Source organism: Streptomyces sp. NPDC021225, assembly GCF_044332865.1.
Taxonomy (GTDB): Bacteria; Actinomycetota; Actinomycetes; order Streptomycetales; family Streptomycetaceae; genus Streptomyces.
Window position 1 is genome coordinate 43,928 of sequence record NZ_JBIRPV010000014.1, and the last position, 12,446, is coordinate 56,373.

Consider the following 12,446-nt stretch of genomic DNA (forward strand, 5'->3'; position numbering starts at 1 on the left):
GCTCACACCGACAGGCCGCGCAACGCTGTCGTGTCCTTGTTCCAGCAAGCGACTGGCACACCCCTGACGGCCCTCTTTCTCCGTGGTCGGAGCGAGCCTCTGGACAGCGTCCGCAAGGCGCGCTCCGATTGTCCTACCCTGCTCACATGATCCGAGCTGTGGTGTTCGATGTCGGTGAGTGCCTGGTAGACGAGACGCGCGAGTATGGCACGTGGGCGGATTGGCTGGGGGTGCCCCGGCACACGTTCGCGGCGGCGTTCGGCGCCGTGATCGCTCAGGGTCGGGACTACCGCGAAACGTTCCAGGTCTTCCGCCCCGGGTTTGATCTGTCCGAAGAGCGGGAGAAGCGGGCTCAGGCCGGCCAGCCCGAGCACTTCGATGACAGTGATCTGTACTCGGATGTCCGTCCCACGTTGGCGGCGCTGCGGGATGCCGGTCTGTGGGTGGGCATCGCGGGCAACCAGACCGTACGGGCCGGGGGCATTCTGCGTTTCCTTGGCCTTCCGGCGGACTTCATCTGCACGTCCGACGACTGGGGCGTGTCCAAGCCCGACCCGGCGTTCTTCTCCCATGTGGCGAACGCGGCCCCCTGCCAGGCCGAGGAGATCCTTTACGTGGGCGACCGGATGGACAACGACATCCGCCCGGCGGCCAAGGTGGGCATGAAGACGGCGCTGATCCGGCGCGGGCCATGGGCCACCATCCAATGGGATGATCCGGACGCCGTCGAGATGCCGACCTTCCGCGTGCACAGCCTCGACGAGTTGCCGGAGCTGGTCGCCAAGCTCAGCACTGAAGGGCGCTGACGGTCGTTCCCCAGCCGTACATGCGGTCATCCAGATCGCGAACCCACCGTTCGTTGCGCCAGGCATGGAGCCGCTTGCGGACATCGCGGATCCGGTCCATGCCTGCGGCGTACCACGTGATACTCAGCTGATCGAGTGCTTCATTGGCCCATCGGCAGGCTTCCTCCGGCTGACCGGCCGCAGCCTCCACGGCCGCCAGATCGCCGAGGATGATCGTCCGCTGTTTGCCGTCGTCGGCGGGCAAGGCGTCGAGCACTCCAAGCAGCGTGGTCCGGGCCTGCGCTGTATGTCCGGCGATCAGCTGTGTGTTGCCCTTGAAGGCGGCCAGGCGGACAGGAGTGAACCAGTCCATCCACACCGGGCACGGCTCCTCCGCGTCACCTTCGGCCAACACGTCTTCGGCGTGGGCTATCAGGCGCAGTGCCGTGCGGGTGTCACTGCACCGCGTCATGCACTCGGCCTCGACGGCGTCAAGCCAGGCGAGCATCATCGCGGGCGCGTTGCCCCTGCGGGCGTAGGCGCGGGCGGCAGACATCCGCTCTTCGGCGTCTTCCCTCTGGCCTGCCCATCCTGGGATGAACGCGGTGTGAGCCAGGATCGCCGCTCCGAGTAGTGCGTCATCGGCTTCCCCGGCGGCCTGGAGGCCGCGCACGAACGCGTTTCCTGCGGCTTGGGGCTGCTGGAGGTCGAAGAAGTCGATACGCCCGGCCAACAGGTAGGACTCGGCGAGAGCGGCGGCAAGAATGGTGCGGCAGCGTCCGGCTGTCTCTCCCATGAGCGCCGTGCCGAGGCGTGTGTGTTCCATGACGCTGGCGTGGAGTTGGGAGGGCTGGACGGACCAGTACAGGCGTCGGTGAGCGGCGGTGATCGCTGCGAAATCGTTGCCTGCGGTGGCTGGTTGCGTGGCATTGCTCGCTATGGGCAGTGGTCCGGGGGCGGCGCCGATCGCGGGCGCGCCGGATGCTGCGACGGGCCGACGACTGGCGCCCTCCTGCGTCGAACTCGTCCGGCCCCATGGCGCGGTGAACCCCAGGTCCTCGATGGGTTGGCCCAGTAGGTGCGTCAGTACACGCTGAACGTCCGGCTGCGGCCATGGTGGATTCGCCGACTCCCAGCGGCGGACCTGGCGCACGCTGATCTGCAACGACCGTATGCCAAGCTGAGGCGCGGTGTTACGGATCGCCTCGGCGAACGCTTCCTGAGACGCGTATCCGGCTGCCTGCCGAGCGGCCTTGAGCCGCGCGTTTCCTACTGGCCTGGGCACTGGACTTCCTCACGGCTTTCGACGGGGGCAACTCGGTTCACCGTAGCTTTGGAAGGCCGATTTGGGGACCCCCACCTGTGCGACCAACCTGATAGGTCCTCAAGACGTCCTCTTCCCGTCCTCTGAGGGGCCTTCAATGGGACGTCCTCTAACTCCACCATGTCTAAGCCAGACACAGAGCAAGCATGCGGGGTGAAGGCATGGGCGAGGCGGTGAAGCGTGCGGGTGGGCAGCAAGAAGAGCCCCCGCACAACCCACCTGTGGGCGCGATCGAGGTTGCCGTGAGCGCTGGCAAGGTGGACGTGGAACAGATCAAAGTGTTGATCGGCCGGGCGCTGGTGGAGAGTTCGGCTATTCCTCGGTACGAGGATCTGTGCGAGCTGCGTGACGCCTTGGTGGGTCACATTGAGGCGTTGACGCCCTTGGCGGCGAAGCGGATCGACTGCCTGAACCACGGCACGGTGGAGTGGTACGGGAAGGTGAGCAAACTCAGCTCGATCCCCTACGAGGTGGGCACGGGGCTCGGCTCCGGTCTGCTGTCGGCCAAGGCGCACGTACAGGGATTGGGTTACTCCTGCCGCTTCCTCCTCGAAAACTCCGGCCTGCAAACGGAACGCAAGGGATGACGACGGCTCGCCGTGTACCGGCGAAGTGGGGGCCGTTGAAGAAACAGATCCTGGAGGCATACCGCGATGGCCTGGAAGTGAAAGAGATACGCGAGAAGTTCGGCATCTCGTACTACGCGCTGTACCGATTGCTGAACATCGAGGGCATCCCACTCCGCTCGGCCGCAGTTCGCCGCCCAAAGACGGGGCGGGGGCTGCCGTCCCCGGGAAGGACCCGGTAGCTCCCGCCCTCCTGCTCCCTTGGGCGTTGTGGCTGTGAGGCGGGCATGCGCCCCCGTCCATTCGCCCGTCTCGCAGATGTCACGCCCACTGCGCCCAAGGGGCGACGGCGGACCTGGACCCTTCGCCGTCTGCGGTCCGGCTCTCCGCGACTTCATACCCGCTCGGGCGGGTGGGGAGCCGGACCGCGCACAACAACCACATAGACAAGACCGGACCACCCCTGCGCCTGCAAGCATCCGGGGTGGTCCGGCGGAGAGTCCCTGTTCAGGACCCTGGTGCCCGATGGTACCGGGGTGGTTGTCGTGCTCGCTTCGACACCGCCCATTCCCAGATGAGTTCAGGCGAAGCAAAAGGGGTGGGGACGAGTGCGAGGCAGAAACGGCGCCGTGGGCTCGGTGGTGGCGGTCACCAGAGCGTCTACGACACGCTGTCCGGCCACGACGATGCCCGCGCCGACGCGCAGCGACCACGGCGGCCTGAGCCACTTCGCGGCAGCAGCTGCCCCCCGCCCGCCACGACCGGGCGGCGCGGTCTGCTCACGCTCCCGCATCCGTGACGGTGGCAGTACGGCGGCCGGCCACATCGGGCAAGGGCCGACGATCGACATGCCCCCGGCCGGGCGCCCCCTCTCCCTGCTGGCCTCTTTGCGCGCACAACGGCGATGGCCGCAGTCGGCGGACGGCTGGTCATGTAAGCCGCTCTGCGTAGCCGCCCTTCGACGGCTGGCCGGTTGGGCGCGTGGTCCTGGTCGTGCTGCTGCGTCGGCGTCTCCGCTGCGGTCGGCGGGAGCACCGCGGGCGAGTGTTCCAGGTGCTGACTGGCTCTGGTGGGTTGCTGGTGTGGGGTGGCGCGCTGAGTGGGTCGGGGGCGCCGCTGAGCGGGGCGGAGACAGGAGCGGGCGGCGGCCACGGGCCGCCAGCGCGCGCGGCCCGCGCAAGCGGGCCGCTTCTTGATCCAGTAAAGAAACTTTGAACAGCTCCGCTGCGCTGGGGCCGCGCCTCGCCCTGGCCGATCGGACTGGTTGGCCTGGCTCGACAGCCGCGACTACGGCTTGCCGGGCGTACGGGCAAGCCCCGATTCGGCGGTGGATAACCGCTGGGCAAGCCTTTGGGCAAGCCCCCGGCGGTTGGGTGAACGCAGTACGCAACAACGGCACGGCAGTGAACGGGGGAAACATGACCGAGCAGATACGCGACTCAGGAAGCGAGTTGGTCAGCATTCACAACCGGGAGGCGGAGGAGGTGGCCGCACTGGTCCGCGAAATGAGGGCCGCGGTGGCAAGGCTCGCCCGTGAAGCGAGGGAAATGCGACAGGAGGTCGCGCAACTCAGGAACGCGGGTCCTGCTGCTGGGCCTTCTTCAACTCCTCGACTTCCCGGCGCAGTTCCTGATGCTCGGCGCTGAGCGCTCGGATCTCGTCACGCAATGCGGTAAGAACTTCGGTGAGGGAGGGTTCGGCGGCCTCGGGACTTCCAGTCTCCCCCTCACCGGAGTCGCTGACGGGAAGCTTCTCGGAAGGGGCCCCGGCCGAGTTCCGGAGGTACCAGGCAGGCGCGGTGTAGTCGATGCCGTTGCCCTCGTAGTCGGCAACGAAGCTGCCCCGGCCCTGGATCGTGTAGATGAGTCCTTCCTCGCGCAGGACGTTCAAGGCGGAACGGGCGGTCATGTTGGCCACGCCGAAACGCTCTTGCAGTTCCCGGTAGGGCGGGAGCTGGTCACCCGGCTTGTAGCGACCTGCCTTGATCTCGCGCCGAAGCTCGTCGGCTGCGTGCTGGTAGGGCGGCCGACGGTCAGGCTTCGCGGAGCTGGCAGATGTCATACCTATCAGGGTAGCGAGACCTAGCAGCCCTAGCACATCCCTCTGACAAACACACCCGTATATCCCTCGGTGCCTAGCAGACTTCGTTCGCTTGACATTGCTAGGTGAGCGAGGTTGTAATGATCACGCCCCGCCACCGGGCGGAGCACCTACCGAAAGGAAGCAAGGCATGGCTATGACCCGTATCCGCGTGGGGCTGCTGCCCTCGACGATGTTCATCGCTGGCACGGCGCCGATCCCGAAGGTGAAGAACCCGGAGACGGGCGAGCTGGCCACCGACCGGGACACCGGGGAGACCCTGCACACCCTGACCGTCTTCCTCATGGAGGAGGGCCGGGCGGAGCAGATGAAGCTGACCGTTCCGGCAAGCGGCCTGCCGGACGGCCTTCAGCCGGGTGTCCCGGTGCGGGTGGTGGAGCTGTTCGCTACGCCGTGGGCGCGCATCTTCAACGGGCAGCTGTCCGACGGGATCGCTTACCGGGCGGCGGCGCTGGAGCTGGTCAAGTGACGACCGCCAAGCCTGAGCCGGTCTATCCGGTCGAGCCGGAGAGCGGGGATGACGACTCGCGCTTCACGAACGGCCTGCTCCTGGATGTGGTCGAGGTGATCGAGTCGCACGGCTACCCGAAGATCGCAGCTGGCCGTGACCTGCTGGAACTCCGGATGTCCCTGTACGCATTTCTCTACAAGAACAAGGACTGACTGTGACGGTGGGTGAAGTCATCGGGTTGGCTCCGGCTCTGGCCGGGGCGGCCCTGGCCCTGAGCACCATATGGGCCGTGTGGTGGGTGGTGCGCTATGTGCGTGCCGACAAGATGACGCGGGCGAGCATCCGGCAAGCGGTCCGGGTGCGGCGTGGTTGGCGTCGGCTGGCTCCGATGGCGGGCCTGTCGGTGACCGACAAGACACCTCCGGCTGCGGTGATCGTGGCGCCGGACGGGAAGGTGCCCAAGCCCCGGGTCCTCATCCCGAAGATCAAGGTCAGGGCCGACCGGTACGGGGTGGTGGTGCGGGCGGTGTGTCTGCCGAAGGTGAGCCTGGCGGAGTTCCAGCGGGCGGCCCCCTACTTGGCGGACGCGTGGCGGTGTACGCGGGTCTCGGTCCTCCCCGACAAGCCGGGGCAGCTGGTGATCCGTGGCGTACGGGTTGACCCGCTGATCGTCCCAACCGAGCACATACCCACGGGGGAGGTCCCTGAGGAACTGGCCGTGTGGGGGCTGGGGTTGGACGAGTACGCCCAGCCGATCGACGTGAGCCTGTCGGACGTGCCCGGGGTCACGGTGGCCGGGCTGCCCGGCTTCGGCAAGACCTCGCTGGTCAACAAGTTCATCTGCGACACCGCACCCTCTGCGGCGATCCAGTACGCCGTAGCGGACGGCAAGGTCACCTCCTCCCATGAGGGCGACTACGCCGACCTGGCGCAACGCATGTTCGCGTTCGTCGGCGATGACCTCGAAGAAGCGAACGCGTTGTTCAAGCGGCTGGTCAAGCTGCGGCGGGACCGCTCGGCGTCCATCCGAGCCGTGCTCGGCGTCAAGAACATGTGGCACCTCGGCCCCTCCGCCACCTGGCCACTGACGGTGCTGATCGTGGATGAGGCACACACCTACTTCCGCGACTACAAGGGATCCGACGCGCAGACCAAGAAGCTTGCCGCGCTGGCCGCTGACAACGCCCGGCTGGTTGAGGACCTGGTGAAGAAGGGCCGGAGCGTCGGCATCCTGGTGATCATCGCGACGCAGAAGGCAACAGGGGATGCCATCCCCACCTTCATCCGGGACGTGTGCCCGGTCGGCCTGTCCTTCGCGCAGAAGACGGCAGAGGCGGCCGTGGTCGCACTGGGGGAGGACATCCGGAACTGGCCGGACGCCAATCCGACGGCTCTTCAGGATCCGGTCTATGTCGGCGTGGCTTCCATGGCTCATCAGGGCCGCCCCGGCTTCACCCGCATCCGCACCCCGTACGTGGCTGATGAGGACGCGGCCCGTATTGCTGCTGACACCGCCCATCTGACCCGCGACCCGGCCGAACTCCTCGATGAACAACTGACCGGTCCCACCAGTGCGCCGGTCCTCCTGGCCAAGTGACCCTCTGCACCCTGACCAGCCAGACACCGGAAGGAGGTGAACTCTTATGTCTGAGGATCGGATCACTCAGCGCACGGTGACCGTGGTCATGGTCGTCATCGCGGGCCTGGCCTTCGTCTTCTCCTTCGGCAACGTCTGGGCCCTTGCCCTGCGCCTGGGCGTCCCGCGCCCGATCGCCCCGCTGATCGCCCCCATGGTCGACCTGTCCGTTGTCGGCCTCTTGGTGGCCCTGCGCTACCTGTCTCTGCGCGGCATCGCCGCCGAGCAGATCAAGGGCGCCACACGCCTGATGCACCTGTCCGGGCTGCTGACCCTGGCCCTCAACGTCGCCGAACCCCTCGTCGCCAAGCACTACGGCCGCGCCGCCGTGGACGCCGTCGCCCCGCTCCTCCTCCTGGGCTGGGGAGCCGTGGGCCCGCAACTCCTGCGCCACTTCCACGCCGTCATCCACACCGCTCCGGCCCCGGAAGCTGCCGCCCCGGACCCGGCTCCAGCCGAGACAGCTCCCGCGCCGATCGCTGAGCCTGCCCCGGCCTCGGCTCCGGCTCCGGCTCCGGCTCCGGAATCCGTGACGCCTCCGGCGGTCACCGTGCCTGTGCCGTTGCTGAACGCGGCCCGCACGATCGCTGACACCTACAGGGCCGAGCATGGCGCACCTATCACCCCGGCCCAGCTCCGGACCCGCCTCGGCGTCGCTCTCCCCCTGGCCACTGCCGCGCACGCCCAGCTCTGACCCCGTGCCGGCCGTTCCGGCAAACCCTCCTCCTGGCCCTCCTGTCCTACCGGGCTCGGTTCGCCATGCCCCGAGCAGCACCCGCACGCCTTGGCCTGCCCTGCTCGGGGCCCCTCCTCCCAGAAAGGAAGCCACCCGTGAAACGCCCCCTGGACCTGCGCCACGTGGCGAGCCTGGCCCTGCGGGACCTCATCGAACTCGCCCACCTCCCCGACTTCGACCGCGTCCACGACCAGATCAGCCGCGTCCGGGGCTGCTCCCGCCCTGTTCAGCTCGTCGGCACCACTCAGACCCTCGACGCCACGACGAACACCGTGCTGCGGTCGTACAGCACCGCCGATGAACCGACCGGCCGCCTCCTGACCGCGTGCGGTAACCGCCGCTCCTCCCGCTGCCCGGCGTGCTCCCGCCTCTACGCCGCAGACACCTACCACCTGATCAAAGCCGGACTCTCCGGCGGCAAGACAGTGCCTGAGGCCGTCCGCACACACCCCCGGGTCTTCGTCACCCTGACCGCTCCGTCGTTTGGGCCGGTGCACAACCGCCGCACCACCGACGCGGGCCAGAACCTGGCCTGCCGCTGCGGCATCCGCCACCCGGCCGATGACCCCGCCCTCGGCACTCCGCTGTCCCCTGCCACCTACGACTACGCGGGGGCCGTGCTGTGGAACGCGCACGCTGGAGCGCTCTGGGCTCGCTTCACCACTTACCTGCGTCGCGAGTTGGCCGCGCACCTCGGCATGACACAGAAGGCGCTGAACGCTTCGCTGCGGGTCTCCTTCGCCAAAGTCGCGGAGTACCAGCGGCGCGGCCTGGTCCACTTCCACGCCGTCATCCGGCTTGACGGCCCGGAAGGCAGCAACCAGGCCCCGCCCGCCTGGGCCACCAGCGACGCACTCACCCACGCGATCAAAGAGGCCGCTGGGCGAGCCGTGCTCACTGTTGCCTCCGACGCGATCGGCGAACGCCAACTCGGGTGGGGTGATCAGCTCGATATCCGGGAGATCGCCGCCCTCGGGGACGGTGAGCTGACCGATCAGAAGGTCGCCGCCTACGTCGCCAAGTACGCGACCAAGAGCGCGGAGGACTCCGGCACGGTGGACCGCTCCTTGCGCTGCGCCCACTGCGCTGGAAGCGGCTACCGGCACGGGCCCGACGGCTTCCGGGACCTGTGCGGACAGTGTGAGGGCACCGGCCAGTCCGAACCCATCGCGGACCTGCCCGTGCACAGCCACGTCCGCCAGATGATCCGCACCGCGTGGGACCTCGGCCACCTCCCCGAATTCGCCGACCTCAAGCTCTGGAAGTGGGCTCACATGCTCGGCTTCCGGGGCCACTTCTCTAGCAAATCCCGCCGCTACTCCACCACCCTCGGCGCACTCCGCGACGTACGCCGCGCCTGGCGCGCCGAGCAAGCACGCCCCGCGGGAGTTCCCGAGACGAGTGAGGAAACCACCCTCGTCCTCTCCCACTGGCAATACCTCGCCTCCGGCTACAGCCCCGGCGAAGAACTCATCGCCGCCCAAGTACGCCACGACCTCGCCCAAGCCGAACGCCTCAAGACAGAAGGAGCCCCCTGGCTTTGAGTACTGGCCTGCCAACTATCCCCGAGGCCGTGACCGCACCCGCCCCCGGAACGGAAGGAGAAACCACCGGATGACCACGACCGCGATAACGCGCAAGTGGCACACCACGGCCGAGGTTGCCCAGATGCTCGGCTTCGGCCTGTCCAAGACCAAGATGCTCGTCCTCACCGGCGAAATCCGCTCGGTCAAGGTCGGCCGTAACCGGCGCATCCTCCCGGCCTGGGTGGATGAGTACGTCGACCGCTGCGCCCACGACGAGACCGAGAGGTGGTCCGCATGAGCGGCAAGCGCGGCAACGGCGAAGGGTCCATCTACCCCTACAAGAACGGCTTCGCCGCCTACGCCTGGGTCACCACCCCGGAGGGCAAGAAGAAGCGCAAGTACGTCTACGGCAAGACGCGGACCGAGGTTCACGATAAGTGGATCAAGCTTCACGCGGAAGCGAAGAAGGGCCCTGTCGCCACCAAAGTGCCGACGCTGGAGCAGTACCTGACGTACTGGCTGCGGGAAGTCGTGGAGCCGAACCTCCGGCCGTTGACCGCCGCCACGTACGAGACCAACGTCCGCCGCTACATCGTGCCGCTCCTCGGGGCGAAACGGCTCGATCGGCTGACAGTGCGGGACATGCGGACGTGGATGAACAAGCTTGCCGACACATGCCAGTGCTGTGCCCAAGGCAAGGATGCGGCCCGGCCGGAGAACAAGCGGCGCTGCTGCGCTCGGGGTCAGTGCTGCCACCAGACCCTCTCGAAGCGTTCGGTGAACGATGCCCGCACCGTGCTGCGGAGCGCGCTGGGCAACGCGGTGGTCGAAGAGCTGATTTCGAAGAACGTGGCACAGCTGATCAAGGTCCAGCGGGCGCGGCGGAAGCGGCCGGATCCGTGGTCGGTGGAGGAAGCCTGCTCATTCCTGGAGAACGCCCGCGCGATGCGGGACTACCTCTATGGGGCGTACGCCTTGGTCCTGGTGCTCGGCCTCCGCAAGGGGGAGGTGCTGGGGCTCACCTGGTCGGACGTGAACCTCGACGCGGGCGAGCTGCGCATTCAGCATCAGCTCCAGCGCGTACGGCGGCAGCTGCTCCACTCGGACACCGCCAAGACCGAGGCGTCTGAGGCGGTGCTTCCGCTGCCCGATATCTGCCTGGCGGCTCTCCGCCTCCGGCAGAAGGAGCAGGCATCCTCGAAGGCTGCGGCGGGGGAGTCGTGGACCGATTCGGATTTCGTCTTCACCACCCGCTTCGGTACGCCCATTGAGCCGAGGAACTTCAACCGGGAGTTCAACCGGCGCTGCGACCGGGCCGGGGTGCGGACGATCCGGGTGCATGACACACGTCACACCTGTGCGTCGCTGCTCGCCGCGATGGACGTGCATCCCCGGATCGCGATGCAGATCCTCCGTCACTCGGAGATCGCGGTGACGATGGAGGTCTACACCCACGTTCCGTCCGACGGGACCCGCCGTGCGCTGCGCAAGCTGGGTAAGGCGCTGGACGGCGCCAGCAAGCGGAAGCCGAAGAAGAAAGATCGGCAAGAGCCGTAGAGGTTGCTGTACTCCGCTGCTGTACGTAGCGCAGAGGGCCACCTACTAAATTAGTAGGTGGCCCTCTGACCTGTGTCGGGGTGGCGGGATTTGAACCCACGACCTCTTCGTCCCGAACGAAGCGCGCTGCCAAGCTGCGCTACACCCCGAAGCAACGAGCTCTACTTTAGCGGACCCGTGGCCAGAGACGAAATCCGGTTTTCGGGGCCTCGCAGGTCGGGGCGGGGTGGGCCGGCCGTCGGGCGGCGGTCGGCCCACCCCGGGGGGTCAGGGGCTGGGCGGGGTGAGGGTGAGGAGGGTGGCCTCGGGCGGGCAGGCGAAGCGGACCGGGGTGTAGCGGTTGGTGCCGCAGCCGGCGGAGACGTGGAGGTAGGAGGTGTGGCCGGCGGCGTGGTGGGTGGAGAGGCCCTTGACGCGGCGGGCGTCCAGGTCGCAGTTGGTGACGAGGGCGCCGTAGAAGGGGATGCACAGCTGGCCGCCGTGGGTGTGACCGGCGAGGATCAGCGGGTAGCGGTCCGCGGTGAAGGCGTCGAGGACGCGCAGGTAGGGGGCGTGGACGACGGCCAGGGAGAGGTCGGCGTCGGATTCGGGGCCGCCGGCCACCTCGCCGTAGCGGTCGCGCTTGATGTGCGGGTCGTCGAGGCCGGTCAGGGCGATCTCCACGCCGTCCAGCTTGAGCCGGCCGCGGGTGTTCGACAGGCCGACCCAGCCGGCCGCGTCGAAGGCGTCGCGCAGCTCTTCCCAGGGGTTGTGGACCGCGCCGACGACGGGGGGATTGCCGTTCAGGCCGTGCTTGCCGCTGGCCTTCTCCTTCAGGTACCGGGCGGGGTTGCGCGGCGTGGGGCCGTAGTAGTCGTTCGAGCCGAAGACATACGCGCCGGGGAACTCCATGAGCGGGCCGAGCGCGTCCAGCGTCTCGGGGACGCCTTCGGGGTCGGAGAGGTTGTCGCCCGTGTTGATGACGAAATCGGGGCGGAGCCCGGCCAGGGACTGGAGCCAGCGCTGCTTCTTGCGCTGGCCGCTGACCATGTGGATGTCGGAAACCTGGAGGACGCGCAGGGGCCGCATGCCGCGCGGCAGTACGGGGACGGTCACCCGTCGGAGGCGGAAGGACCGGACTTCGAAGCCGGCGGCGTAGATGAGGCCGGCGGCGCCGACCGCCGTGATTCCCAGGGGTACTCCGTATCGCGCGCGCATGGTCACCATGGTCGCAGACCGTGGACGGGCGAGAAATCTTCGGGTGATTCCCGGCCAGGGCTGGCAGACTCGACGCCATGACCACCACGCTCAAGTCCAGGCTGCACGACGATCTCACCGCGGCGATCAAGGCGCGCGACGAGCTGCGCTCCTCCACGCTCCGGCTGACCCTCACCGCGATCCAGAAGGAAGAGGTCGCGGGCGAGACCGCCCGGCAGCTGTCCGACGCCGAGGTGGAGAAGATCATCACGCGCGAGGCCAAGAAGCGCCGCGAGGCGGCCGAGGCGTTCGCGCAGGGCGGTCGGGTGGAGCAGGCCGAGCGGGAGCGGGCCGAGGGCGAGGTGCTCGCCGAGTATCTGCCCAAGCAGCTCTCGGACGAGGAGCTGGCCGCGCTGGTGGCGGAGGCCGTGCAGGAGGCCGTGGCCGGCGGGGCGCAGGGGCCGCGTGCGATGGGTGCGGTAATGAAGATCGTGAACCCGAAGGTGGCGGGCCGGGCCGAGGGCGGCCGGGTCGCCGCCGCGGTCAAGAAGCGGCTCGCCGAGGGCTGACCCGCCGCGGCGGGCGAGAG

Annotated in this window: 13 protein-coding genes and 1 tRNA gene; 10 read left to right on the plus strand and 4 right to left on the minus strand. The window is 68.1% G+C overall.

Annotated elements, in window-relative coordinates:
• The first annotated feature begins 146 nt into the window (after positions 1 to 146).
• Positions 147 to 806 carry an HAD family hydrolase gene (locus ACH4S9_RS39340; RefSeq protein ID WP_398376529.1) on the plus strand — a complete coding sequence of 220 codons (660 nt, stop codon included), beginning with the start codon at positions 147 to 149 and terminating at the stop codon, positions 804 to 806.
• On the opposite strand, the gene ACH4S9_RS39345 is transcribed toward ACH4S9_RS39340, so the two are convergent.
• Positions 787 to 1,611, minus strand: a complete 825-nt coding sequence (locus tag ACH4S9_RS39345; protein WP_398376531.1) for a transcriptional regulator — start codon at positions 1,609 to 1,611, stop codon at positions 787 to 789. The two genes, ACH4S9_RS39340 and ACH4S9_RS39345, sit on opposite strands and share 20 nt — an antisense overlap.
• A 659-nt stretch (positions 1,612 to 2,270) precedes the next feature.
• On the opposite strand from ACH4S9_RS39345, the gene ACH4S9_RS39350 reads away from it, so the two are divergent.
• Positions 2,271 to 2,696 (plus strand): DUF6415 family natural product biosynthesis protein, encoded by a 426-nt coding sequence (locus tag ACH4S9_RS39350; protein WP_398376533.1) that lies wholly within the window; start codon positions 2,271 to 2,273, stop codon positions 2,694 to 2,696.
• A 1,548-nt stretch (positions 2,697 to 4,244) separates the two neighbouring features.
• Here ACH4S9_RS39350 and ACH4S9_RS39355 read toward each other — a convergent pair.
• On the minus strand, positions 4,245 to 4,736 hold the full coding sequence (locus ACH4S9_RS39355; RefSeq protein ID WP_398376535.1) for a GntR family transcriptional regulator: 492 nt from the start codon (positions 4,734 to 4,736) through the stop codon (positions 4,245 to 4,247).
• Between the two features lie 169 nt (positions 4,737 to 4,905).
• Between ACH4S9_RS39355 and ACH4S9_RS39360 the strand changes: the two genes are divergently transcribed.
• From ACH4S9_RS39360 to ACH4S9_RS39390, 7 genes are all read left to right on the plus strand, one after another.
• A complete protein-coding gene (locus ACH4S9_RS39360) occupies positions 4,906 to 5,244 on the plus strand; it encodes a hypothetical protein (protein ID WP_398376537.1) in 339 nt (112 codons plus the stop codon).
• Entirely contained in the window at positions 5,241 to 5,438 is a 198-nt protein-coding gene (locus ACH4S9_RS39365) for a hypothetical protein (RefSeq protein WP_398376539.1), read from the plus strand. Before ACH4S9_RS39360 ends, ACH4S9_RS39365 begins: the two co-directional genes overlap by 4 nt.
• A 2-nt stretch (positions 5,439 to 5,440) precedes the next feature.
• The gene (locus tag ACH4S9_RS39370; RefSeq protein WP_398376541.1) at positions 5,441 to 6,823 is read left to right on the plus strand and encodes a cell division protein FtsK; all 1,383 of its coding nucleotides are present in this window, start codon (positions 5,441 to 5,443) and stop codon (positions 6,821 to 6,823) included.
• 46 nt (positions 6,824 to 6,869) lie between these two features.
• Positions 6,870 to 7,556 (plus strand): DUF2637 domain-containing protein, encoded by a 687-nt coding sequence (locus ACH4S9_RS39375; RefSeq protein ID WP_398376543.1) that lies wholly within the window; start codon positions 6,870 to 6,872, stop codon positions 7,554 to 7,556.
• A 137-nt stretch (positions 7,557 to 7,693) separates the two neighbouring features.
• Positions 7,694 to 9,142 (plus strand): replication initiator, encoded by a 1,449-nt coding sequence (locus tag ACH4S9_RS39380; protein WP_398376545.1) that lies wholly within the window; start codon positions 7,694 to 7,696, stop codon positions 9,140 to 9,142.
• 70 nt (positions 9,143 to 9,212) lie between these two features.
• Complete coding sequence (locus ACH4S9_RS39385; RefSeq protein WP_398376548.1) at positions 9,213 to 9,422, plus strand: excisionase family DNA-binding protein; 210 nt, start codon at positions 9,213 to 9,215, stop codon at positions 9,420 to 9,422.
• Entirely contained in the window at positions 9,419 to 10,681 is a 1,263-nt protein-coding gene (locus tag ACH4S9_RS39390) for a tyrosine-type recombinase/integrase (protein ID WP_398376550.1), read from the plus strand. The genes ACH4S9_RS39385 and ACH4S9_RS39390 overlap by 4 nt, the downstream gene beginning before the upstream one ends.
• 75 nt (positions 10,682 to 10,756) lie before the next feature.
• Here the strand turns inward: ACH4S9_RS39390 and ACH4S9_RS39395 are convergent.
• Both ACH4S9_RS39395 and ACH4S9_RS39400 read right to left on the minus strand, forming a co-directional pair.
• Positions 10,757 to 10,830: transfer RNA gene (locus ACH4S9_RS39395), tRNA-Pro, on the minus strand.
• A gap of 118 nt (positions 10,831 to 10,948) precedes the next feature.
• The gene (locus ACH4S9_RS39400; RefSeq protein WP_311727044.1) at positions 10,949 to 11,878 is read right to left on the minus strand and encodes a metallophosphoesterase; all 930 of its coding nucleotides are present in this window, start codon (positions 11,876 to 11,878) and stop codon (positions 10,949 to 10,951) included.
• A gap of 77 nt (positions 11,879 to 11,955) precedes the next feature.
• Between ACH4S9_RS39400 and ACH4S9_RS39405 the strand changes: the two genes are divergently transcribed.
• Positions 11,956 to 12,426: a GatB/YqeY domain-containing protein gene (locus ACH4S9_RS39405; protein ID WP_352131842.1), complete on the plus strand. Its 471-nt coding sequence runs from the start codon at positions 11,956 to 11,958 to the stop codon at positions 12,424 to 12,426.
• Positions 12,427 to 12,446 lie beyond the last annotated feature (20 nt).

Coding starts and splice junctions, on each gene's coding strand:
- ACH4S9_RS39340 (WP_398376529.1), top strand. CDS start 147: ATGATCCGAGCTGTGGTGTTCGATGTCGGTGAGTGCCTGGTAGACGAG.
- ACH4S9_RS39345 (WP_398376531.1), bottom strand. CDS start 1,611: ATGGAACACACACGCCTCGGCACGGCGCTCATGGGAGAGACAGCCGGA.
- ACH4S9_RS39350 (WP_398376533.1), top strand. CDS start 2,271: ATGGGCGAGGCGGTGAAGCGTGCGGGTGGGCAGCAAGAAGAGCCCCCG.
- ACH4S9_RS39355 (WP_398376535.1), bottom strand. CDS start 4,736: ATGACATCTGCCAGCTCCGCGAAGCCTGACCGTCGGCCGCCCTACCAG.
- ACH4S9_RS39360 (WP_398376537.1), top strand. CDS start 4,906: ATGGCTATGACCCGTATCCGCGTGGGGCTGCTGCCCTCGACGATGTTC.
- ACH4S9_RS39375 (WP_398376543.1), top strand. CDS start 6,870: ATGTCTGAGGATCGGATCACTCAGCGCACGGTGACCGTGGTCATGGTC.
- ACH4S9_RS39385 (WP_398376548.1), top strand. CDS start 9,213: ATGACCACGACCGCGATAACGCGCAAGTGGCACACCACGGCCGAGGTT.
- ACH4S9_RS39390 (WP_398376550.1), top strand. CDS start 9,419: ATGAGCGGCAAGCGCGGCAACGGCGAAGGGTCCATCTACCCCTACAAG.
- ACH4S9_RS39400 (WP_311727044.1), bottom strand. CDS start 11,878: ATGCGCGCGCGATACGGAGTACCCCTGGGAATCACGGCGGTCGGCGCC.
- ACH4S9_RS39405 (WP_352131842.1), top strand. CDS start 11,956: ATGACCACCACGCTCAAGTCCAGGCTGCACGACGATCTCACCGCGGCG.